This is a genomic window from Calothrix sp. 336/3 (genome assembly GCF_000734895.2).
Lineage (GTDB): Bacteria > Cyanobacteriota > Cyanobacteriia > Cyanobacteriales > Nostocaceae > 336-3.
The window spans coordinates 2,999,916-3,023,330 of record NZ_CP011382.1; the positions used below are offsets into that span (position 1 = coordinate 2,999,916).

General features: G+C 41.0%; 18 protein-coding genes. 10 read left to right on the plus strand and 8 right to left on the minus strand.

The window, feature by feature from the left end; all coding sequences use genetic code 11:
• Positions 1-89: 89 nt before the first annotated feature.
• Positions 90-1,046 (minus strand): vitamin K epoxide reductase family protein, encoded by a 957-nt coding sequence (locus IJ00_RS12665; protein WP_035153583.1) that lies wholly within the window; start codon positions 1,044-1,046, stop codon positions 90-92.
• 156 nt (positions 1,047-1,202) lie between these two features.
• On the minus strand, positions 1,203-2,051 hold the full coding sequence (gene btpA / locus IJ00_RS12670; RefSeq protein ID WP_035153584.1) for a photosystem I biogenesis protein BtpA: 849 nt from the start codon (positions 2,049-2,051) through the stop codon (positions 1,203-1,205).
• Between the two features lie 895 nt (positions 2,052-2,946).
• Here btpA and rimO point away from each other — a divergent pair.
• Positions 2,947-4,263, plus strand: a complete 1,317-nt coding sequence (gene rimO / locus IJ00_RS12675) for a 30S ribosomal protein S12 methylthiotransferase RimO (protein WP_035153585.1) — start codon at positions 2,947-2,949, stop codon at positions 4,261-4,263.
• A 114-nt stretch (positions 4,264-4,377) separates the two neighbouring features.
• Complete coding sequence (locus IJ00_RS12680) at positions 4,378-5,946, plus strand: DEAD/DEAH box helicase (protein WP_035153586.1); 1,569 nt, start codon at positions 4,378-4,380, stop codon at positions 5,944-5,946.
• Positions 5,947-6,050: 104 nt separating this feature from the next.
• Here IJ00_RS12680 and IJ00_RS12685 read toward each other — a convergent pair whose 3' ends face one another.
• The 3 genes from IJ00_RS12685 to IJ00_RS12695 form a co-directional block, all read right to left on the minus strand.
• Complete coding sequence (locus tag IJ00_RS12685) at positions 6,051-6,986, minus strand: aldo/keto reductase (RefSeq protein WP_046814806.1); 936 nt, start codon at positions 6,984-6,986, stop codon at positions 6,051-6,053.
• 299 nt (positions 6,987-7,285) lie between these two features.
• Positions 7,286-8,695, minus strand: a complete 1,410-nt coding sequence (locus IJ00_RS12690; RefSeq protein WP_035153587.1) for an IctB family putative bicarbonate transporter — start codon at positions 8,693-8,695, stop codon at positions 7,286-7,288.
• A gap of 454 nt (positions 8,696-9,149) precedes the next feature.
• Entirely contained in the window at positions 9,150-10,694 is a 1,545-nt protein-coding gene (locus tag IJ00_RS12695; RefSeq protein ID WP_035158975.1) for a GAF domain-containing sensor histidine kinase, read from the minus strand.
• Positions 10,695-12,029: 1,335 nt separating this feature from the next.
• On the opposite strand from IJ00_RS12695, the gene IJ00_RS12700 reads away from it, so the two are divergent.
• From IJ00_RS12700 to IJ00_RS12710, 3 genes are all read left to right on the plus strand, one after another.
• Positions 12,030-13,187 carry a DegT/DnrJ/EryC1/StrS aminotransferase family protein gene (locus tag IJ00_RS12700; protein WP_035153588.1) on the plus strand — a complete coding sequence of 386 codons (1,158 nt, stop codon included), beginning with the start codon at positions 12,030-12,032 and terminating at the stop codon, positions 13,185-13,187.
• A 79-nt stretch (positions 13,188-13,266) separates the two neighbouring features.
• Positions 13,267-14,154, plus strand: coding sequence for a cyanoexosortase B (gene crtB, locus IJ00_RS12705; protein ID WP_035153589.1), 888 nt, complete (start codon positions 13,267-13,269; stop codon positions 14,152-14,154).
• Between the two features lie 212 nt (positions 14,155-14,366).
• Entirely contained in the window at positions 14,367-15,083 is a 717-nt protein-coding gene (locus IJ00_RS12710) for a cyanoexosortase B system-associated protein (protein ID WP_082127319.1), read from the plus strand.
• Positions 15,084-15,110: 27 nt separating this feature from the next.
• Here the strand turns inward: IJ00_RS12710 and IJ00_RS12715 are convergent, their stop codons facing one another.
• Positions 15,111-15,290, minus strand: coding sequence for a hypothetical protein (locus IJ00_RS12715; RefSeq protein ID WP_035153590.1), 180 nt, complete (start codon positions 15,288-15,290; stop codon positions 15,111-15,113).
• Positions 15,291-15,293: 3 nt separating this feature from the next.
• On the minus strand, positions 15,294-16,229 hold the full coding sequence (locus IJ00_RS12720; protein WP_035153591.1) for an SPFH domain-containing protein: 936 nt from the start codon (positions 16,227-16,229) through the stop codon (positions 15,294-15,296).
• A 259-nt stretch (positions 16,230-16,488) separates the two neighbouring features.
• On the opposite strand from IJ00_RS12720, the gene IJ00_RS12730 reads away from it, so the two are divergent.
• The 4 genes from IJ00_RS12730 (at position 16,489) to IJ00_RS12745 (ending at position 21,813) form a co-directional block, all read left to right on the plus strand.
• Positions 16,489-17,829: a polysaccharide biosynthesis/export family protein gene (locus IJ00_RS12730; RefSeq protein WP_035153594.1), complete on the plus strand. Its 1,341-nt coding sequence runs from the start codon at positions 16,489-16,491 to the stop codon at positions 17,827-17,829.
• A gap of 249 nt (positions 17,830-18,078) precedes the next feature.
• Complete coding sequence (locus tag IJ00_RS12735; RefSeq protein WP_035153595.1) at positions 18,079-20,220, plus strand: tyrosine-protein kinase domain-containing protein; 2,142 nt, start codon at positions 18,079-18,081, stop codon at positions 20,218-20,220.
• Between the two features lie 78 nt (positions 20,221-20,298).
• A complete protein-coding gene (locus IJ00_RS12740) occupies positions 20,299-21,195 on the plus strand; it encodes a helix-turn-helix domain-containing protein (RefSeq protein WP_046814807.1) in 897 nt (298 codons plus the stop codon).
• A 30-nt stretch (positions 21,196-21,225) separates the two neighbouring features.
• Entirely contained in the window at positions 21,226-21,813 is a 588-nt protein-coding gene (locus tag IJ00_RS12745) for a hypothetical protein (protein WP_035153596.1), read from the plus strand.
• A 3-nt stretch (positions 21,814-21,816) separates the two neighbouring features.
• Here the strand turns inward: IJ00_RS12745 and IJ00_RS12750 are convergent, their stop codons facing one another.
• Positions 21,817-22,566, minus strand: coding sequence for a hypothetical protein (locus tag IJ00_RS12750; protein WP_035153597.1), 750 nt, complete (start codon positions 22,564-22,566; stop codon positions 21,817-21,819).
• Between the two features lie 70 nt (positions 22,567-22,636).
• Between IJ00_RS12750 and IJ00_RS12755 the strand changes: the two genes are divergently transcribed.
• On the plus strand, positions 22,637-23,224 hold the full coding sequence (locus IJ00_RS12755; RefSeq protein ID WP_035153598.1) for a hypothetical protein: 588 nt from the start codon (positions 22,637-22,639) through the stop codon (positions 23,222-23,224).
• Positions 23,225-23,415: the final 191 nt, after the last annotated feature.

Below are 23,415 nucleotides of genomic sequence, written 5' to 3' on the forward strand. Positions count from 1 at the left end.
AAAATAAAGGACGCAGAGAAAATCTTTTTTCCCTTTGTCCCTAGTCTTGGATTTGATCAAATAATAAATTTGGTGACAAGCGGATAAATCTATTTGAAAGCGTCTGGAAAATTCTTGAAGTTCCTGGGACCCTTATAGCCAGAGATATCTGCAAGCTTGTTCAGGCTTTGAACATTGGGGTAAAGCTTACCATTGATTTGCCAAGTGGGAAATCCTTCAATACCCGCAGCTGTACACTGATTAGGCTGAGGATTTTTCCCTCGTGGGTCACATTCGATATGTCGAATTTCTTTATAAGCTTCCTTGCCAAATAATTCTTTCTGTTCATGGCAATGGGGACACCACCAAGCGATGTACTCCTTAGCACCTATTTGTGTAAGATGCTTGGCGAGGGCAATTTCCGCTTCCCCCGAAGTACTTTTGATTTCCCAACCAACACCCATCGTGGGTTTACCAGTTGGTTCCGGTGTGGCTGATAAGTTGGTATCAACTCTATTTACACCAGAGTACACACCCAGGGTGGCAATTAAAGTCACCATCCCAACAACGATCGCCGTAAAGAAAATCTGTCCAAAATCTTCCCAAGTACGACCAATAATCGTCAGTATCAATAAACTCAAAGAAAAAATTGCCGAACCAATACAGTAAATACAAGCTGCATTAATTTTGGCAAACAGAACATACATCAGGTATCCACTAAATACTGACATAGCCACAGCACCAGTCAGCAACAGCAACCAGGTGAGATTTTCCAGCTGATTACGGTTTTCTTTCTTTTCCACTGAGTCAACACCCAGGGGTAATAGGGCAAAAATCATCATACTGGTATAAGCCAGAAAACCAAATAGTGCCAAGGGTTGCCCCAGCACCGTAGCATAGGGACTTTGGAGAACTAAGTCACAGCTTTTAGTCGGACAAGCAGTACTATTTTGGGTAAATTTCACATAGGTGAGGTAGGCTGTTACTAAAGCCCCACAACCCGCGATTCCAGCGATTAAGTACCGCGAATTCCGGTGTATCCAAGGTGCAGAACGGCGACGAATCATAAACTTTTGGGAATTGGAATTAATAATTAGGGATTAGGGATCAGGAATTGGGGATGGGGAATGGGAAATTTTTCTATCTAGAATCTGAAGCTGCAAGAAATCTCATTTCTTTTTCCTTCTCCCTTGGTTTCTATTTCCCACTTTCCACCCCCCAAATTAATGCAATTTGACCGATGGTTTTGCTGAATTAGAGGTATTTTCAGGCTTCCAGCTTTGACGAGCAGCTTCTACGAATTGACTGACGCGATTGGGGTCAATTGGTTGCTCACGCCGACCATGACGTTTCAAGGAACTAGAAACTATCACACCATTTGCTGCTTGCATCAGTGTAGCAATATTTTCCCAGGAGGCTCCACTACCAATAAATACGGGAGTATTACCTGCTGCTTGGGAGGCTAATTCGACATCTTCCAAATTGGGAGGACTACCAGTTGCCCAACCGGAAAGAATAATCGCGTCAGCTAAACCACGTTCAATGGTATCTTGTACCGCGACGGTCAGGTTAGGAGAACTTAAAGGACGAGCGTGTTTAACTAGAACATCAGCTAAAATTTTCACATCAGTGCCTAGTTCCCGGCGATAACGTAATAATTCGTGGGCTTCACCTTCAATTAATCCTTGATCGGTTGCCATGACTCCAGTTAGTACATTGACGCGAATAAATTCTGCCCGGACACAGCTGGCGATCGCTAAAGCACTTCTCCCGTCATTGCGTAAAACATTTAACCCCACGGGTAACGTCACCAAATTCTGAATACGCTGCACTACCACAGTCATCGCACTGACAACTGCTGGATCGACATGATTTTTCGTAAACGGTGCGTCGAAAAAATTTTCGACAATGATACCGTCAACCCCACCACTAGCAAGAGCTACAGCCTCTTGTTCTGCACGGTCAATCACCGCTTTGAGACTACCACCCCAACGAGCTGCGGTTGGTAATGGTAACAGATGTACCACGCCAATAATTGGAGTGTGAGTTTTAAATAAATGATATAAGTCCACGTCTTTAACTATTGAGCAGTATTTGGAGGCTAGTAATTAATTGGGTATAAGCTAGAATGCATCAGAATTTTATCCCTTTTTCCTTATACCTTATTACTTCTCTCTTTCCTATAGACTCCTAAATAGCCCTAACCAAGTCCAATTCCGGAGATAATAAAGATAGTTCTTACCCCTTATCCTTTTGGGTGCCTAATTCTTTCCTCCCCCCTAGGATGGAAATTAACACAAAACATTCCATAAGATATGTTAAGATAAAGGCTGGCTACAAGAGGAGTTGACGACTCATAAGACGTGTAAGCAAAGAGCCAATCACCGCAGGGTCGCGGATTTCCATCCACTGTTTAGATATCTTGCCAGTTTTTGTCGGCAAGGTCTGAGCGTATGGGAAACATCACCGCTATTCAGGTTTAGTCTCGTGCACAATTTCCTACAGGGTAACAACTTCTCTTCAAACATCCGCAGCTAATGGCGGCTTTCCCTATGTAGGGTATACGTAAAATCGCACGAACTGCGGTAATGTAAATACCAAAAATGCGCTATTCCGGCTGAAAGTATCCAAACTTTTATTGGTACTTGCAATTTCTTGCTGAAAAGCAAATTTTAGCCAAACAAAATATCATATACAGCATGAAATCCTGTATTTATAAAGTCATAGCTTCCTAAGGGCGGTGATGACTAGTTTGAAACTACAGTCATTCTTCAAAAGGGGAGGAGAAGCAAAGTAAAAATCAAGTAGCTGTAACATTGGTGATTATCTGAGGAATCATGACTTATGGATAATCCTGTTTATAATTGCTTGTGCGGTCAAATTAATTGACAAAAAGATAGCCCAAATAGTTGATAATTTAAACACTTGATTTTGAGAGAAAAAGAAAAACTGAAATCTTCTGACAATATGGGTGAAAAACCGACTATTGCCATTTCTCACCTAGGTTGCGAAAAAAATCGCATTGATACAGAACATATGTTAGGGCTGCTTGTAGAAGCAGGCTATGGTGTTGATACAAATGAAGAAGTAGCAGATTATGTAATTGTTAATACTTGTAGTTTTATTGAAGCGGCAAGAGAAGAATCTGTTAGAACTTTAGTTGAGTTAGCAGAAGCGAATAAAAAGATAGTCATTACTGGCTGCATGGCGCAGCATTTTCAGGAACAGTTATTAGAAGAATTACCCGAAGCTGTGGCAGTAGTGGGTACTGGAGACTATAACAAGATAGTCAATGTGATTGAGCGCGTGGAAACAGGAGAGCGAGTTAAGTTAGTTTCTAGTGAACCAACTTATATTGCCGATGAAACCACACCTCGCTACCGCACGACTACCGAGGGAGTAGCCTACTTAAGAGTTGCTGAAGGTTGTGATTATCGCTGTGCTTTTTGTATCATCCCCCATCTCCGAGGAAACCAGCGATCGCGCACCATTGAATCCATAGTGGCTGAGGCGGAACAACTAGCAGCACAAGGTGTCAAAGAAATAATTTTAATTTCTCAAATCACCACAAACTACGGTATAGATATATACGGTAAGCCCCAGTTAGCTCAACTATTAAGGGCACTAGGCAAAGTAGATGTACCTTGGATTCGGATACACTACGCCTATCCTACAGGACTCACACCAGATGTCATTGCCGCGATTAAAGACACACCCAACGTCTTACCCTACTTAGATTTACCCTTGCAACATTCTCATCCGGAAATTCTGCGGGCAATGAATCGTCCTTGGCAAGGACGAGTCAACGATGACATCATCGAGCGGATGAAAGTAGAACTACCCCAGGCAGTACTACGGACGACTTTCATCGTCGGGTTCCCCGGCGAAACAGACACACACTTTCAGCATTTGTTGCAGTTTGTCCAGCGTCATGAATTTGATCATGTTGGTGTCTTTACCTTTTCTTCGGAAGAAGGTACACCAGCATACAGTTTGCCCAACCAATTACCCCCAGAGGTAATGGAATCCCGTAGAGACGCTGTGATGGCACTTCAACAGCCAATTTCCTACAAGAAAAACCAACAAGAAATAGGTAAAGTTGTCGATGTTTTAATCGAACAAGAAAACCCTGAAACCGGTGAATTAATCGGTCGTTCCACCCGATTTTCTCCAGAGGTAGACGGGTTGGTATATGTTCAAGGGCAAGCCAGACTCGGCACCATCGTACCCGTAGCCATTAAAGATGCAGATGCCTACGATTTGTACGGTCGTATCCTCAATTAACGAGTCAAGATTTAGGAGTCAGAAGTGAATAATTTCTGCAAATCGCGGCTAACTCCTAACTCGTCACTCTGAAATTTTGCATTTCTCAAAAACAAAAAATATCCAGGAGAATTGATGAATCCTTCCTTTCAAGAATTAGGCATTTCACAACAGCGTGTAGAACATTTAGAACAACTCGGTTTTACAGAACCTACCAATATTCAAGCACAAGCAATTCCCCAGCTTTTAGGTGGTCGTGATGTTGTGGGGCAATCCCAAACAGGTACCGGTAAGACCGCAGCTTTCTCCCTGCCGATGCTAGAACGGTTGGATATCAATCATCGAGTAGTCCAAGCTTTAGTTCTGGCTCCCACTAGGGAATTGGCAATGCAAGTCCATGATGCCATTTCCGAATTTATCGGAGATTCTGGTTTACGAGCCATGGCAATTTATGGTGGTCAATCAATCGACCGTCAAATCTTGCAATTGCGACGAGGTGCCCAAATAGTTGTGGGTACACCAGGACGAGTCATTGATTTGCTAGAACGGGGCAGTTTAAAGCTGGATAATGTGCGTTGGTTTGTTCTTGACGAAGCCGATGAAATGTTAAGCATGGGCTTCATTGATGATGTGGAGAAAATTCTTTCCCAAGCACCAACTGAACGGCAAACTGCCCTTTTCTCTGCAACTATGCCACCTTCAATTCGGATGTTGGTAAATAAGTTTTTGAATGACCCGGTAACAGTCACCGTGGAACAGCCAAAAGCGACACCAACCAAAATTAATCAGGTAGCTTATGTTGTTCCCCGTCATTGGTCAAAAGCTAGGGCATTGCAACCGATTTTGGAAATGGAAGATCCAGAATCTGCCCTGATTTTCGTCCGGACTCGCCGCACCGCCGCAGAACTAACAAGCCAACTGCAATCTGCCGGTCATAGTGTCGATGAATACCATGGTGACTTGTCCCAACAAGCTAGAGAACGTTTGCTGACACGGTTCCGTAGTCGTCAGGTGCGTTGGGTGGTAGCAACAGATATCGCGGCACGGGGTCTGGATGTAGACCAATTGTCCCATGTGATTAACTTTGATTTACCAGATAGCGTCGAAACCTACGTTCACCGAATTGGGCGGACAGGAAGAGCAGGCAAAGAAGGGACAGCCATTTCCTTAGTACAGCCCTTTGAGCGTCGCAAACAACAGGCTTTTGAGCGTCACGTTCGCCAAAGTTGGCAGGTACTTGCCATTCCTACCAGGGCACAAATAGAAGCTAAACAGTTAGATAAATTACAGGTTCAGGTTCGTGAAGCCTTAACTGGAGAGAGATTGGCATCTTTCTTGCCCATTGTGAGTGAGTTAAGCGAGCAGTATGATGCCCATGCGATCGCCGCAGCTGCTTTACAAATTGCCTATGATCAAACTCGTCCAGCTTGGCTACAAAACGAAGCTGACTACCCCGAAGAAGACGCACGGGCTACACCCAAACCTAAGCTCCGCAGTGGTGGTGGCGGTGGTGGAAGACGCGATCGCGATGGAGGTGAATCTCGTTCCCGTCGTTCTCACTGGAGTACAGATGCTGGAGAAGGTGGGCGTGGTGGTTCACCCAAGCCCAAACTACGTACAGGAGGAGGACGCAGGGAAAATTCCTCTGCATCTCCCGTGAAAAAACTCAGTTCTGGAGCAGCAGGGAGAGAATCTGCTTCCTAGAAATTTCTATCGGCTAAATCCGCTGTCTTGATTAAATAAATGATAATAGTCTGGATAGTCCGGGTATTTCTGGGTTAACCAGACTTATTCATTTTTGAGGCAAATTAATTTCGCCAGGGGCGGGTAATTTCGTCAATTTGGGAAATTTCTTCCGGTGTGAGCTGCCAACCTAATGCTCCGGCATTCTCTTCTACCTGCTTGACAGTTTTAGCTCCGGCAATAGGAATGACATTTCCTTGAGCAATTAGCCAGTTCAGGGCTACTTGGGCAGGTGTGTGATTGTGTGTTTCACCAATTTGTTTTAATAAAGAAATTACAGGGGTAATTTTTTGCAGACCATCCTGACTAAATCTGGGGTCAATCTTTCTTGCACCTGTGGGTTTTTGGTTACTACCCAGGGTATATTTGCCTGTGAGCAAGCCTTGGGCTAGGGGACTGTAAGCTAAAATTGTCACACCTAAATCACGGGCTGTATCCACTATGCCGTTGGTTTCAATCTGTCGATTTAACAGAGAGTAGGGTACTTGATTGACGGCTAGGGGTATGCCAAGCTTACCTAAAATTTGTTGTGTTTCTTGCATCTGGACTGCCGAGTAATTACTTACCCCAATAGCTTGAACTCTACCTCGTTGCACTTCCTCAGCAAGGGCATTCATCAGAGTATCTTGGCTCATGAAGAAAGCAAATGACCAATGAACTTGGTATAAAGCAACACTATTGCGTTGTAAGCGACTGAGGCTAGCAGTCAAAGCCTCGCTCACCGATTTGCCTGTAAAGCGCCAGGGTAAGGGAGCAAACTTAGTGGCAATTTGGACTGTATTTGATTGGGTGAATTTACCAAGAAATTTTTCTGAAAGTCCGCTTCCGTAAATTTCAGCAGTGTCAAAAAAATTAAGACCTAACTCTAGGGCTCTGGTGAAGGCTGCTTGTAATTCTGCTTCGTCATAGTCATTCCAGAAGAGTTTATCGCCCCATGCCCAAGTGCCTATACACAAAGGTGTGACAGCAATATTCGTTGTCCCAAGTGTGGTAATTGTCACAGTGTTACTCCTGAATTTTGCTACTAGCTCCTTAAAGATTGTTACATTTCTTCATATGCTTTGATTCTATCCTGGGGAATGTTTTGGGAAAATTGGGAAATGTTTTGAGGTGGCTTAATCAAGGGATAAGCTAGTACACATTTAATTTCTATAGCAAAAGCGGACAAACCTGCCCTCGAAGGAAGTGAAGGGATGCCCGCAATACGATGATTTCGCGTTTTTGATTTATACAATTTAGCTGCACATCAGTTTAACAAAGCTTTAGGAATTGGCAGAAAGCCAAGATATTCCAGGAATGACTATTTGTTGGAATCTGACAACTGGGAACTGGTATTTGGTAACTGATAATAACTAGCAATTAATCCCACAATTAGCCACCAAACGCTGTTAATTACCGGACGATACCATACAGTATCAACTAAACCATGACCTAGCATAGCGACGAGAGCAGCGATCGCCCCAATTAACCACAATCCGTCTTGACTTTTGATGTCTCGCAACTGTTGAAGTCGCTGCCACCCAGTATTAAATATGACAATCAGCAACCACAAAAAACTGAGTAAACCAATTAACCCTGTTTCTACGGCAGTTTCTAAAAAGATAGAATAGGCACTCAGGGCGGTATATTTAGGTGCTTGATACCGTGGGTAAACTAGATTAAATGTATCGTGCCCAGGACCAATGCCAAATATGGGATAATGCTGAATCATCTTGATAGCAGATGTCCAGACGTTAATGCGGAAGTTGTTACTGCTATCTTCTCTCCCAGCAAAAATACTGACAATCCGGAGGCGAAAGGTTTCAGATGCACCAAAGGCGACGAGAAATAAGGCAATAAAAATACCTAAAATTATCGGTACTAACCATCTCCGCCAAAATAACGGTAAGGATGATGCATACCAGTAACGTAGTAGTAGAACCAGTACAACCGCAGCGATCGCCAAACCAATATAACTGCCCCGACTATCAGCAAAGCGTAGACAAGCAGCATTGACAACAAACATGGTAAAAGCTAAAGCTTTAGGGGCTAACCCCCGCCAAGCAAAGATAGCCACTAAACTTAAAATCAATGCAGGTAGTATATACCCAGCTAACAAATTAGGATTACCGAGATAGCTGTAAACCCGCGTATTCTTGGATAGGGGAGATTCTGGATCCACCCAAGTCGCTAGCTGCGCGGCACCAAAAAACTTTTGTCGCACAGCATAAATACTGACAAATAGCGAAATGTGTAAGTATAAAGTTAACATCCAAGAGCGGATGCTCGGCGATCGCAAAATCCTGGCACAGAGAGCAAAAAGGATGAAATATAGGGAAAAATTAATTAAACCTTCTAGGGCTGCCTTCTTCTCCTCAGAGGCTGCCGTGGCAATCACGCAAATGCCCCAGTAAAGTAATACTAGTAGGTGGATAGGAGTAACAAAATGATGATTTCCGTCTGTAGTATCATCAGATACTGTCAGTAGTAACCAGAAGGCACTACAAGCAACAATGAACAGTCCCAAGACAGTGGTTTTAGTCACAGTGAAGGGAGCTAAAACGAACACCAGACTAACTAACATTGTGGCGATCGCATCACCCCACTGCAAAAGCCAACTGGTTTGCCGCCAAGGGCTTAAAAAACCGACAAATCGATGTAAATAACTACCGTTAACGTAGTCTTTCAGGGGTAAATCAGAGAGGGTAAATCTTTGCCAGACTAAATTCATAAAAGCTGTTAGCAATTAGCATCAAGCGCAGAATATCGACTTAATCATAATGGGTAGAGTTCCCCTGTATCACAGTCAATTCACAGGGATTATCACAAATTTTGCAAATCCCGATTCACGCTTTGCTAAAGCTATCACAAGCAAGAGTTTTTCACCTCCTCATACCCAAGGAACGCCCTAAAGCAATTATGAAGAAATCCTGGTTTGATAAGGATTTTAGGACTTATACGAATTCTCCCCAATAAACCTACATATAGATAGCAGGGAGAGAATTATCTGTAGCCGGAATTTAGAGAAATGGTATTAGATATGTTTCAAAATGTTCGTGAAACGCTATTACTCGTTATCAAAGTTTGATTCTGAGTATTGAGTCAAAAGCTGCCCAATACCCCATTACACTTGTGATTGTGGGAGATAAAAATTTACTCAATTATGACACCCTCTCATTTACCCTTTACTCACCGATAGCTTCATCTGTGTCAGCTTGTAAGGGTAAAGATAAGACATAGCGGTATCCTGATTCGGGAGAACCCTGAATAGAAATTTGCCCACCATGTAAATCTGCTAACTGGCAACTGAGTAACAAACCTAAACTTTCCCGTGACATCGGATTTTTGCGCTTCTTCAAGTTCTGAGCAACAGTCATCACATCATTCCCAGAGGTTTCTTTTTCCATCCCTTCCATCATCAAAGATTGGCGATCGCTAGATGTTTGATTATCCAGTGATTCATAAATATCAATACCTTCCTGTAGCTCTAACAAAGGTACGTTACTCAAACGGAAATAAGGATCAACCTCCGTAATCCCATCTCCTAACCAAGGATGAGAAACCCAAATTGTAATATTCAGGGCATCCTCTTTGTAAGATACGTGAATTCGGACAATACTACCCGTAGCAGATAATTGAATCACACTAAAAATTAAGTGATACAGTATCTGTCGCACCTTATCTTTATCTAAGGGTAAGATGCGATTACGTCCCGGCTCAATAGATAAACGTACATCTTGCTCACGACGGTTAGCTGCCTCTTCTAGGGTATGTATTGCCTGCTGGCAGAGCATTTCGATGTCTACTGGCGCTAAATTCAGTACCGTAGCATCTTCATCAACACTACCCAACTCCGCAATTTCATTCACTAAGGAGAGTAGATATTTACCACTATGCTGAATAATATCTACGTATTCTCTCTGTTTCGTCGTTAAGGGACCATAAATTTCTCGCCCCAAAACGCTTGCCATACCTAATACAGAAGTTAATGGGGTTCGCAACTCTTGAGTTAGCTGTTCCAGTAATTCTAACTTCAGCTGGTTAGTACTAATTTTTTCCTTCTGAAGAGCCTTAGGAGTTAGTTTAATCTCATTGAGATTAATTTTGGTTTCTGGAACCGACCAATTGGTGTTACTCTGTACTCCTGTATTACTGGGGATAACTTTTTGTAGGAGTCGATTCCGTTCAAACTCGCTCATACACCAGCGAGCAATGATTTGTAAAAACTCAATATCCCGATGTTTAAATTCGCGGGGTGCAAGATCCATAACTGCTAAAGCACCCAGACAATTCCCGGAAGCGTCAATCAGGGGTACTCCTAGGTAAGCACGTACGCCATAATCTTGTACAAGCTTGCCAGTTAAAAGTTCTGTATTTTTTAATTGCTTTGTATCGTTGATTTGTACAATTTGCGAAGTCTCAACCACCTGGGTACAGAAGGATTCCTGGCGCTGGAGTTGGCGAGCTTGCGCTAACTGATTCATCAATCCCAGACGGGATAACCCCACTGCTGACTTAAACCAATGGCGTTCTTGATCGATAAATCCCAAAGTAGAGATTGGTGCTTCCAAAAAATGAGCAGACGTTTGAGTCGCTTCTTCAAAAACGGGAATCGTTTCTGGTTGCCGCAAACCTAATTCTGACAATGCCAGCAGACGACGTTGCTCTCTTGTCTCTAGGGAAGCCCAACCATCTTTAAGGGTTAACATATTGTTTTCAGGCTCTAGCATTGCCATTGCTACCTTGATAATTGCTCGATATTGTAATTCATATAACCGCTTTTTCTGGGTTATTTGCTATTATTCAGCATTCCCCAATTTTGTCTGCGATCAACAATGTTGAACTAATTTTTTTTCATTCACCGGATTTTATTGCTGCCTACCTTCTATGAAAAAGACGAGAAAGGGCGGAATTTAAGAGTATTTTCATGATTTTGCCTGAGATGAACAATCAGCTATGTCTAGAATGTCGTAAGAGGATTGGGTTAAGTATTTTCAACCAGTCATTGCATTGGCAAAAAAGTAAAAGTTTCCAGATGGAAGATTTCTCTTGTTTATTTTCCCCGGAAGGAATATTAAAAAATCAATCGTCTAATTTTACTGATGCAAAATGACTAGGCTCTCTTCTTGCTTCCTTATGTCTGCTAATAGGCTTGTTGAGTCTAACCCAGGGATGGGATTTTTGTACCTGTAAGCCCTTTGTTTGGATTGATCGAAGTTGGGAATTATTGTTTGGGTATCTTAGGTGATTTTCCTCTCTGGCGTTAGTTTTGATTTTGACCTGGGTAATATAACACTAGGAATAAAAAGCAATGTTGAGGTTTTTGTCAAAAGATGATTTTGCTAACCTACAGGACTTGTTTTTTATTTGCCAGGTGCTCTATTGCTATATTCTTGTCTTCTCTGGACGATAAACGCCAAAGTTAGCTAGCTGAAAATTACATAGAATTTTAATTATAGTCTTTGTCAATTTCTGGTTAGAGGCATCAGTATTTTTTATTTACTCATTGATTTATAGCAGGATGATTACATGCATGATGTTAAATCATCGGTGAGCATCTTTGACAATATCTTTTTATTTATTAAAATACTTTTACAGAAAAAATAATCTATGATTGCTTATTTGATTTCGTCTCATGGATATTGCACATATTTTAATATATCAATCTCAATCATGAATTAATTGAACATATTAAATGTCGATACTTCCAGACAATTAGGTCAATTTTTAAAAAATAAAATAGAGTACTTGCGATTACTGAATCCTAACAAGGATGCTCAATGAATGCTTCACATTGTTTCTGCTGTTATGAAAATTTACATTTAATTAGATGGGATTACTTGTAAATAATTTAATCAAAATTTTGTAAAACTTTTGGTAATTATTATGAATTTATCCGCTATCTCTGGGTAAATACTTATTCCTACGTATTAATTATTTGTTCAACATTGTTTTAAGGGTAAAAAATATTTAATTATACGGTTGTAAAAAATATATCTAGATAAATAAATTAGAGATAACAAAGACTTTCATACATAATTTTCATTCATCATTTAACAAAAAAGATGTCAATAAATATTCCTTTTGTAGACTTGACTTTACAACACGCACCAATTCAAACAGAGTTGGAGCAGGCGATTCAAGATGTTTTGACTGTGGGTGATTTTGTTTTAGGGCAAGCATTAGTCAACTTTGAAACGGCTTTTGCTGCTGCCTGTGGTACGGGATATGGTGTGGGTGTTGCTTCTGGTACAGACGCGATCGCCCTCGGTTTACAAGCTTGTAATATCGGTGCTGGAGACGAAGTTATATTACCTGCAAATACCTTTGTTGCAACTTTAATTGGTGTTTTGCGAGCAGGTGCCACACCCATTTTTGTTGATTGTCATCCGGAAACGGCTTTAATTGATTTAGAAGCAGCAGCTAAAGTTGTAACCAGTAAAACAAAAGCCATCATCCCTGTACATTTGTACGGACAAATGGTGTCTCCCAAGCAACTTTTAGATTTTGCTGATACTTATAAATTGTTAATTTTTGAAGATGCAGCACAAGCACATTTAGCAGAAAGGGAAGGATACCGCGCTGGTGCTGTGGGAATTGCTGCTGCTTTTAGTTTCTATCCCAGTAAAAATTTAGGCGCATTTGGGGATGGAGGAATGTTAGTCACCAAAGATGCAGATGTGGCACAAAAAATGAAGCGTCTGCGAAATTACGGTGCTGCACAAAAATATTTTCATGTGGAGTCAGGAACAAACAGTCGTTTAGATACAATCCAGGCAGCAATTTTACAGAGAAAATTACCCTATCTCTCACAATGGAATAGCGATCGCCAACGAATTGCCCAACAGTATGATAGTCAACTATCATCTTTAATGAATAGCGGTATCATTCCGATCCAAAATCAAAGTGCTAACGGGCACGTTTATCATTTATACGTTATCAGAGTCCAGGAAACTTGTTCTCTTCCCAGGGAAGAAATCCAAGGGAAACTTGCAGATTTAGGTATTCAGACAGGGATTCACTACCCAATTCCTTGCCATCTGCAACCAGCATTTACCTACTTACGCTATCAAATTGGTGATTTCCCCCATGCAGAGAGATTAGCCAAGGAGATTCTATCTTTACCTATGTATCCTGGATTACAAAGTATTCAAGTTAACTCAGTTGTGGATGCATTAGTAACTATGCTGACGGGAGAACAACAGAAATTGTTATACGTCTAGAAATGGAAAATTGGGTGAATTGTATTAATTTCAACACCCAATCTCCTGAAAATACTCACTTAACTAATAAGAAAATATTATGCGAACGTCAAGCAGATTTTTTTTATCCCCACAGCTATTAAATCTCAGTATTATTGCTATCTTCGCCTTACTGTATGCTCCTATTTTTCTCCATTGGTTAAATGGTTGGTTGCATAAAAGTATTAGTACGGAGCACGAGTACTTTAGTCACGGTATAATTGGTTTACCATTTGCTGGCTATATTAGTTGGACTTTGCGCCGTCAATGGCAGCGATTACCCAACGAAACCAATCCGATAGGGGCTTTCCTCTTATTAATTGGTGGGGTTCTCTATCTCAGTGGTTTAGCTGAGTGGGTAAATCTTTCTTTACCTGTACTTTTGGCAGGGCTTTGTTTATGGTTTAAAGGAATACCAGGATTAAAACTGCAAACCTTTCCCCTAGTTTTAGTGTTTTTAGCTACCCCCACCCAAGTACCTTACTTAATTGCTCCCTATACATTTCCCCTACAAAGCTTTATTGCTGGGACTGCGGGATTTATACTGAATATTCTGGGGATGAAAGTGAATGTTGATGGTATCAATATTTATGTAGAAGGCAGGATTGTGGAAGTTGCACCCTACTGTGCAGGGTTAAAAATGTTATTTACAACTATCTACGTCAGCTTGATGCTGCTTTACTGGAATGGAGCCTTATTCTCTCGCAAAAAGACGACTTGGTTTTTGGCGATCGCGATTCTGATTAGTGTTACTGCCAATATTATCCGGAATACTTTTCTTACCTATTTCCATGGTACGGGCAATGAAAAAGCCTTTGTCTGGCTCCATGATAGCTGGGGTGGGGATATGTATTCCGCCTTGATGTTATTAAGTTTAATACCGATTCTTAACTGGGTTGATACTTACATTGACAATGATGAAGTAGAAATACTTGATAGTGAATCATGATTATGAGTATTTGATTTCTGCCCAATCACTAATTGTAGATATTACTGAATACAGCGTATTAAAAATTCGATAAAATCTCTGTAATTAAACATATGAGATAAAAGTACACTGTCGTGAATAATTTGAGATACCCAAATTTTTGAAAACATCTGTGAGAACGTCGAATATCTCACAACTAATGAAAATATCACCCCGCTTATCAAATTCTCCCAATGATATCCTTATCTAAACTTGTCAAGGAGCGCCAATTTTCCCAAGCCATAGCAGTTCTATTACTACTATTTTTGTTAGTAATAGGTGCAGTTCCCGGATACTTGGCAGGAAAGTGGCAATGGCAACAACCACCCAGCATTACAACTTTAAAGCAACTCAAGGAAATCCGTAATCATGGCTTACAGGTTCCAGGTTGGCGAATTTCTGAACAGGTAGAACAACAAGTGGGTGAGCATGCCTGGTCATTACAATTAATGGAAAAAGAGAACTCATCACAAAGAGCCTTAATGCTACTCTTACCACAAAATGGACCGAGAAATCAGCCGCAAGTGGAGTGGACAGAGATGGAAGGATGGGGAAGAGCACGCTGGGGAAAATGGGATGTAGCACAGCTGCGAACAGTGAATTTTACAGCTAAATCCCCTGAAACCCCCAATTCCAGTGCCAACATTACAGCTAGATTTTTCCGAGCATCCACTCCAGAGTCAACATTTGCTGCTCTACAGTGGTATGCTTGGCGACAGGGAGGACACCCATCTCCCCTCAAGTGGTTTACCACTGATCAAATAGCTCAATGGCATAGACAACGCGCTGCTTGGGTAGCTGTGAGTATTTTTCTGCCTATGGAACCCCTGGGAGATATCGAAAAATCCTGGAATGAAATTAAGTCTTTAGGGGAAACAGTGCAAGCAACCTTAATCAAAAGTTATTTGTAGTAGGTAATCTAAGATATTTCCCCTTACTTATGACTCATCACTGGATTTGGGCTTTTCTTCCTTCCAACGTCCAGCTTTGCGTGTCGCTTCCGTCAAAAGATACTCTATCTGAGCATTGACGCTTCTGAGTTCATCTGCCGACCATTTTTCTAAGACTTCATATAGTTTTTCATCCAAACGTAACAAAAATCTTTTTTTCTGGCTCATGTGCTAGTTATAAAGACTGCCAGTATTGACTACAGGTTGAGCAGTTTGCTCAGAAGTTAACACAACAAGTAAATTATTAATCATTGCTGCTTTGCGCTCATCATCTAACTCTAGCATCTGAGATTCGTTGATTTTATTCAAGGCTTCATTTACCATTCCCACCGCACCCTCAACAATTTGTCTGCGTGCATCAATCAATGCTTTTGCTTGCTGTCGTCGTAACATTACCTGGGCAATTTCCGGAGCATACGCCAAATGAGATAGTCGTGCTTCAATAATTTCTACTCCTGCTACTTCTAAACGTGCTTGCAACTCATTTTGTAATGCTTGGGCAATTTCCTCAGGTATTCCTCGCAGTGAAGGGCGTTCTGAGTCAGGGGTGTCATAGGGATAGCGAATAGCTAATGCACGAATTGCCGTTTCACTTTGAATCGCTACAAACTCTTGATAGTCGTCTACAGAGAATTTTGACTTGGAAGAGTCCAAAACTTGCCAAACCACCACGGCAGCAATTTCAATTGGACTGCCCTCAGCATCATTGACTTTAATTATTTTGCTATTAAAGTTGCGAACCCGCAAGGAAACTACTTGTTTGCGTGTAAAGGGATTAATCCACCAAAACCCAGGTTCGCGGATTGTACCTACATAACTTCCCAAAAACGTCAAAACAACCGCTTGATTGGGTTCGACACTCAAAAAGCCAGAAATAGAAGGAATAACTACTACCAATATGGTGGCGATCGCTGTAGCAACTATTTCCGCAGTCGCATCATCACCGAGAAAATCACCGACTTGCAACGCTCTACCCAACAATGCTTGCAAATCATGCACGTTGGAAAATATCCACCATCCCCAACCCAGAATAACTGCCACAGCCAGCCCAAGCACGATAAAACCATTGACTCGAAACGCTGGAAATTCCCGAATATTTTGATGCATAGAGATACTCCAATATCTAAGTATTATCAAAGTGATATCACGATAGTATCAGAATTTCATAAAACTGCCCACTGCACCGCAAAAATTTTCTCCACCACAAACGGGACATTTGCCAAATGCAAAGTTAAAATAAGCACTCATAACAATTTGGATTTTGGTTATGAGTTATGGTTAATGACTCGCAAGTCCATTTCTCAGGAAGTGCTAGTTATTGACTATTAACCATTGACTATTGAACATTGACTAGATTTATTCCTATATGCGTGCTTTCAGCGCTCTATGTATTATTAGTTTGCATGTTGGTGTGACTTGGGCAACATTATCTCTCCCCTCTGTTGCTCAAGAAGTTTCCCCTACACCGCAAAATAATCCTTTGCCGACTCCACCACCTGGAATGGAAGTTTCACCCGATGTGAACAACGGCATATCCCCCCAAATGACTAAGTATATTCTCGGTCCTGGGGACGTACTACAGGTACAGGTACAACGTCCTCCGGGACCCCACCGCTTGGCATACGGGGATTCCATTAGTGTGATTGTGCAACGGTTTCCCGACTTGAGTTTTGCTACCAGCGTGAATATTGACGGTAATATATTGCTGCCCCTGGCGGGACCATTATCGGTAAAAAATTTAACATTGCAAGAAGCACAAACGAGAATTCGTGCCCGCTTGAATCAGTATGTGATTGAGCCGGTAGTAATTGTTGCCCTTACCTCTCCCCGTCCGGATTTAAACTTGTCTCTAGCTATCAATCCAGAAGGTACAGTGTTGTTACCCCAGGTAGGAACTGTGACTATCCAAGGTTTGACTGTCGAGGAAGCACAGGAGAAAATTCGCTTGGCGCTGAAAAATTTATACAGTGACCCTGTGGTTTCCACTTCCCTCGGTGCAGCGAAACCAGTACAGGTGACAGTCGGTGGTGAAGTTTTTCGTCCAGGGATTTATTCCGTTCCCTCCAGTATTCCCCGTGTCAATGATGTGTTACAAGTGGCTGGGGGTTCAACCTTGATGGCAGATTTGCGACAAATTCAAGTCAGGCGCAGACTTATCGATGGTACAGTAGTGTCTCAAACCATTGATTTATATACACCGTTACAGAATGGTAGTAATTTTCCCAATTTTCGTTTACAAGATGGAGACGCGATCGTTATTCCCCGACGGGAAGTTGCCACAGATAACACCTATGACAGAAATTTAATTGCTCGTTCATCCCTAGCCCAACCACAGATTAAAATTCGGGTGATGAATTATGCTGCGGGGGGAATTTCCACCCAAGCAATTCCCAATGGTAGTACTTTTATTGATGTGTTATCAGGGATTAGTCTGGATACTACTAATCTTCAAGATATAGCCTTGATTCGATTTGATCCAGAGCGGGGACGAGCAGTCACCCAGAGACTGAATGGAAAAAAAGCTTTAGCTGGAGACATTTCCCAAAATGTGCCACTGCAAGATAATGATGTGATTGTGATTGGTAGAAATCTAGTTGGTAAGATTACCAATTTACTGACAACTATTACGAGACCATTTTTTGATGTGCAAAATTTCCTACGTTTCTTTGAAACTTTGGGAGGCGGTGGTAGTGATAGCAGTAAGTAATTATAAATTACGACTCTCACATAATTGAGATAGGAAATATGGAGCGAAATGTGATTTTTATGCGAAGTGTTATTTGCAAATATTTAGATTGTGTGGATATGAGTAAAATCCCAGGAAGATTAGCTCAATTTAGATAAATTTAGTTTGCTTTTAACCTTTTTATCTATGGATTATATCCCCAATTCCTCATCTTATGCTTTGCTTTTATCTAACGTTGACTTGTGAATATTAAATTCTCCAGAGATTTCTATGACCCCACCAATTGTTAAAGGCTATCTCATCTCCTTTGAGAAGTATAAGTGGATTGGAGTTGCAGGTTTTATCCTGGTTGTGGCTGGCTCTACAGTAGTTGCCATGCAGCCAAATCCGCCAGGGACTTATCTTGCAGATGCAGCATTATCTCTGACTAGTCCACCCGTTTCTTTTTCTGCAACTGGTAGTGAGATTCAACAACAAGGACAAACACTGTCAGATACGGTTTTACTTTCTGACCCCGTAATTGAAGCAGTGGCAACAAAGCTGAATATTAAACCAAAACAAATTGGTACAAATGTGGCAATTACATTGCCGAAAAAAACGAGAACTGGTGAATTAGAATCTCCTTTTATTATCCTGAAATACAAAGATAGTGACGAGAAGCGCGCCAAGCAAGTTTTGCAAGAATTAATGATTGCCATGGTGAACTTAAGTCGGGAGATGAATACGGGACAATTAAAAGGTATTATTCAAACAATTGATAAGCGTTTACCCCAGGCAAAGAAAGAATTACAAGCTGCGGAACGAAGGTTAGAGCAATACGATCGCCTAGAAGGTCCAGCGATTTTGGCGGCACAAAATGGTAGCTTGTTAAATGGAATTACCATTAGCCAGAATCAACAAAGCCAAATTCAATTAACAATCGCAGGCATTGATGCCCAAATTCGTAGTTTACAGGAAAAATTGGGGTTAAATGTCAGTCAGGCTTATGTTTCTTCTGCCTTAAGTGCTGATCCAATTATTAATAGTTTACGGGGTCAAATTTACCAAGCTGAATCGCAGATGGAGCTATTACGGAAGGATTTGCGTCCTCAGCATCCGAATATGGTGCAGTTGCAACGGCAAAAAGATTCAGCCGAAGTATTATTAAGGCAACGTGCAGCTGAGGTGATTGGGGGTAGTGGTGATGCTGCACCTTTACCCAATGTTTCCGGGATTCGGACTCAAAGTAGTTTAGATCCTTCCAGACAGCAGCTAGCTAACCAAATGGTAGCTTTGCAAACCCAAAAAGACACCCTGAAAACCCAAATGGTGGATTTAGCGAGGGAAGAAAAACGGCTGCGGCAGATGTATGCTTTAATACCTAATAAACAATTAGAGCGATCGCGCTTAGAGCAGGAAGTGAGCCTGAAGCGGGGTATCTATGACAAAATGCAGGTGAAGTTGAATGATGCAAAGGCGGCAGAGGCAGAAACTGTACCCAGTATCAGAATTGCTAAGGAGCCTACGGCAACTGCGGATATCAAGCCACCGAAGAGCGTGCCCACAACCTTGGGAGTTGGCGGTTTTCTGGGTTTATTGCTGGGAAATGGGGTGATATTCTTACTCGGTTCTATGGAGGGAATTTTCAAAACCAAGGAAGATATCCGCGAAAGTCTCAAACAACGGGAAGTTGTGGTTTTGGGTGAGTTACCTTTATTGCCGGCAGATAATTTATTACCCTATGCTATCCCCACTATCCTAGGTAGCGATTCCCCCTATTTAGAATTTTATGAGAAGTTGCGTAGTAACTTGCGACGTATGGGGGGTAAGAACTTGAAAGTTCTGTTAGTCACTAGTGTGGGCAGTGCCGAAGGGAAAACCGCCACAGCTTATAATTTAGGGATTGCTTGTGCCCGTGCAGGAAAACGTACTGTAATTATTGAAACAGACTTGCGATCGCCATCCTGTGCAACATCTTTGAAAGTAGCTCCTGACCCCGATTCTACCCTAGAACCCCTGCGCTATTATGGCAGTGTCAGTGAATGTATTCGCCTAGTTCCTGATGTGGAAAATTTATACATTATTCCTAGTCCTGGTCCTATCCGCCAAGCTCCCGCAGTTATTGAGTCTAGTGAGATGCGGAAACTGATGGAGGATGTACGGGAACGTTATGATGTCGTAATTTTAGATACTAGCCCCCTCGGCGCATCCAACGATACACTGTTAATGCAACCTTACAGTGACGGTATGGTACTAGTTGCTCGACCTAACTATACCCAAGAAAGTGTGTTTACTGAAGCAGTTGATCAACTCACAGAGTCTAATGTGGGGCTGTTAGGAGGGATTATTAATGGTGCAGACATTTCTGTAATTCTGAATGAAACTATAGAGGAGGATAGGGAAGTCAAGGTATCAGAAAGCTTGTCTCGATGAAAGATAAGTTTTTGCTAAATATCTTTAGGGGAAAATATATTTTGGTTGATAATGAATCCAGGTGACAGAGTCTAAACTATGGCTGATGAAAAACCTAAAATTATCAATCAGGCAGAGGATTTTCTGCAAATATATCCTCGTCCTCCCTTACTAACTAGTTTACAGACTAATTGGCAGGGTTTTGGGTTGGTGTATATGTGTCAACCAGCATTTGCACTTCCAGAAGTTGCTAGTTCTCAGTGGCATAGTATTACTATTTTCACCCATGGCGATCGCCCGATTTATGCTGATCGTCGATTGGATGGACGCAGACAGTATGAGCCTGTATTTGGCGGTAATATAGTCATTACACCAGCAAATGTTGGTCATGGTGCAGTGTGGGATGCAGAAGGAGATTTTATCAATTTGGCAATCGAATTTCCTGCATTCTTGAAAACCATAGATGAGTCGATGGAGGCAGAAACCTGGGAATTATTACCCCAATTTGCCATCTCAGACCCCCTAGTTTACCAAATTGGTTTAGCTCTGAAAAAAGTTCTAGAAAACGCTGCAAGGGGTAGTCGTCTCTACGCAGATACGATGTTGAATGCCCTATCTATGCATTTGTTGCATAATTACTGTAAACGCCAACCACAAATCCCTGAATACTGCGGGGGATTACCGCAACGCAGATTAAAGCTGGTTTTGGATTATATTCAAAGTCATTTAGAGCAGGATTTAGGTTTAGAGGAATTGGCAAAATTAGCTAATCTTAGTCCCCATTATTTTGCCCAATTATTTAAACAGTCTATGGGAATGACACCCCATCAGTATGTAATTCAGCAACGGGTAGAAAAGGCGAAAGAATTACTATTACAGGGAAATTTACCGATCGCAGATGTTGCCTATGAAGTCGGTTTTGCTAACCAAAGTCACCTGAATCGCCATTTTAAACGGTTGCTGGGTGTTACTCCCAAGGCGATCGCTGCTGTGTGAGTGCTTAAATATACCTCTCAACTTGAATATATGCAAGACAAACAGGGAAAAATTCTATTAATGCTAGTTGCTCCCATAGTGGCGATCGCTGTGCAATTTGTACCAGTCATACCCACTTGGGAAGAATTTAAGTTTATTGCTTCCATTGGTATTTGCTTAATTACTTTTGTACCTGCTTTCCTCATTTTACTCAAACCCCAACCCTTGCCAGTTGTCAAGACACGTATTCTTGTAATTCTATATTTACTGATATCAAGTCTATTCTTCTTGTTCATATTGTCATCGATATTTTTCTCTAATTTTTTTGATTCTGCTACCATCAAAACTTTAAAATATGCCGACAATGGAGCAACAATATATTTATATAATCATAGTTGTTTTCCTCCTGATAGTGCCGCAGAATGTGATTCATATCATGGCAAAGTTAAGGTAAAAATAGCTTTTACACCTTTTGCTATGACTAAGTTTGAATGTTCCTGTTTATTCAATGAATTACAGCCCTATGAACTTGCAGGTAATTGGGTAAAAGTTCCTGTATATGCCAGCAGAGATAACAGAACGTCTGAGATTAAAATCAATATTAATAACGGTGAAGTGGTTGCATTTCCCCAATCTTAACCATTAAATAGCTATGAACTCAGCACTTTCTAAAGCATTCCTCCAAGCGATGATAGCAGCTAGACGATAATCGGATTCCCTAGAGTTTATTTCGTGATAACTGCCATTACAGACAGTAATTTTGAGGGATGTGAGAGCTTGATTTTGTAGATGAAAATGTCTAATTAATCCGTCGATAATTCCTTCGATTGATTCTGGAATATATTCGTCAGGAATAACTGTCTCATCCGCAATTTGCCAAACAATTTTAATCTGATTTTCTGCTAAATTCTGCTCAACTTTGAATATGATATGACCGTAATGATCAATAGAAGAACTGCTCCTGATAAATTTCCCCTCTGCAATTAATGGTTCTTTGATTGAATAATGTTGACAATCATAACCATGCCAGATATCTAATTCAACTACGTTCTGGAATGTTTCCCAAATATTTACTACCCAATGCCATTTTTCCACATATTTACACATGTCGTCCCAAGCAGAGTTACGCATATGTATATAAATTTTCAGCAATTTATATAATTCACAAATATCCTGGGTATTCGGTTTCTCTAGGGTGACTAATTTCATTAAATGTTCGGCAACTGTGATAGTTTCCTGGGTAAATAGCTCTCGTGATTCTTCATCATCTTCATATTTTCCTAATTCTGGTTTTTGATGTAACGCATCAATTATCTGATGTAACCAGTTAATCTTTTTTCGTCTATTCTCAAAAGTATAGTTTTGGGTATAGTATAATGGTTCGCGATGCATCTTATCAGGATTTTTATATTAACAATTAATTATTAGTTTAATTAGACAAATACTATTTTTTCACAAAAACATGGATAAAGGTGCTAATCAGGAAATAATTAAGCAAGCTTTGATAGTCCTAGATTACCATATAAAATGGTTAGAATTTTCCTTTATTGATGAGACACTTTTGTTAGCACAATACTATCACCTGCTTAATTCTGAAGATAAATGTCGAGAGCATTATCGGTATGCTAGTTTCCAGAAAATCTTAATAGATAATCAATATTTAGATGATGAAGCCATAGATAAATATATACAATTGGCAGAATTAGATAATGATAAAGTTATGGCAAGTGCAGCTCTGATGAATCTATTTCAATGGGAAAAATTAAAGGAAGAACAATATATAAAATTAGTCAATCATCCAGTCTTCTCCCATCACAGTTTCCAAAAATATCATCAAAAACAGATGGTACTGAAAGCAACAGATGAAAGTGTTTTTTCAGATCAGGATGTGGAATTCTATATCCACAATTATGAACCCAGTATTCAAAAATATTTATTAACCAATAAAAAATTAACTGTTAGACAACTTGAGTATATATCTCAGAACGGGGGAAGTAAAAAGGTGAGAAACATCGCCAATAATTTGCTGCGAAATCAAGATTTTCGATGAAATACACGATATAGCCTCTTGCTCCCTGCTCCCTGCTCCCTGCTCCCTGCTCCCTTCGGGAGAGCTACGCTAACGGGAGAGCTACTCTAACGGGAGAGCTACTCGTTACAGCTTGAAATGTTAATTTTTCCAACATTAACTTGTAAAAATTTGAGCTTTCGATAAGTTCAGGAAAAAATGGAAATGTCCCC

What these genes read in the sequence shown, in the direction of transcription:
- IJ00_RS12690 (WP_035153587.1), bottom strand. Translation starts at nt 8,695, where the DNA reads ATGAATTTAGTCTGGCAAAGATTTACCCTCTCTGATTTACCCCTGAAA.
- IJ00_RS12735 (WP_035153595.1), top strand. Translation starts at nt 18,079, where the DNA reads ATGACCCCACCAATTGTTAAAGGCTATCTCATCTCCTTTGAGAAGTAT.
- IJ00_RS12745 (WP_035153596.1), top strand. Translation starts at nt 21,226, where the DNA reads ATGCAAGACAAACAGGGAAAAATTCTATTAATGCTAGTTGCTCCCATA.
- IJ00_RS12695 (WP_035158975.1), bottom strand. Translation starts at nt 10,694, where the DNA reads ATGCTAGAGCCTGAAAACAATATGTTAACCCTTAAAGATGGTTGGGCT.
- IJ00_RS12665 (WP_035153583.1), bottom strand. Translation starts at nt 1,046, where the DNA reads ATGATTCGTCGCCGTTCTGCACCTTGGATACACCGGAATTCGCGGTAC.
- IJ00_RS12750 (WP_035153597.1), bottom strand. Translation starts at nt 22,566, where the DNA reads ATGCATCGCGAACCATTATACTATACCCAAAACTATACTTTTGAGAAT.
- IJ00_RS12715 (WP_035153590.1), bottom strand. Translation starts at nt 15,290, where the DNA reads ATGAGCCAGAAAAAAAGATTTTTGTTACGTTTGGATGAAAAACTATAT.
- IJ00_RS12755 (WP_035153598.1), top strand. Translation starts at nt 22,637, where the DNA reads ATGGATAAAGGTGCTAATCAGGAAATAATTAAGCAAGCTTTGATAGTC.
- IJ00_RS12730 (WP_035153594.1), top strand. Translation starts at nt 16,489, where the DNA reads ATGCGTGCTTTCAGCGCTCTATGTATTATTAGTTTGCATGTTGGTGTG.
- IJ00_RS12710 (WP_082127319.1), top strand. Translation starts at nt 14,367, where the DNA reads ATGATATCCTTATCTAAACTTGTCAAGGAGCGCCAATTTTCCCAAGCC.
- IJ00_RS12700 (WP_035153588.1), top strand. Translation starts at nt 12,030, where the DNA reads ATGTCAATAAATATTCCTTTTGTAGACTTGACTTTACAACACGCACCA.
- IJ00_RS12680 (WP_035153586.1), top strand. Translation starts at nt 4,378, where the DNA reads ATGAATCCTTCCTTTCAAGAATTAGGCATTTCACAACAGCGTGTAGAA.
- rimO (WP_035153585.1), top strand. Translation starts at nt 2,947, where the DNA reads ATGGGTGAAAAACCGACTATTGCCATTTCTCACCTAGGTTGCGAAAAA.
- IJ00_RS12720 (WP_035153591.1), bottom strand. Translation starts at nt 16,229, where the DNA reads ATGCATCAAAATATTCGGGAATTTCCAGCGTTTCGAGTCAATGGTTTT.
- IJ00_RS12740 (WP_046814807.1), top strand. Translation starts at nt 20,299, where the DNA reads ATGGCTGATGAAAAACCTAAAATTATCAATCAGGCAGAGGATTTTCTG.
- crtB (WP_035153589.1), top strand. Translation starts at nt 13,267, where the DNA reads ATGCGAACGTCAAGCAGATTTTTTTTATCCCCACAGCTATTAAATCTC.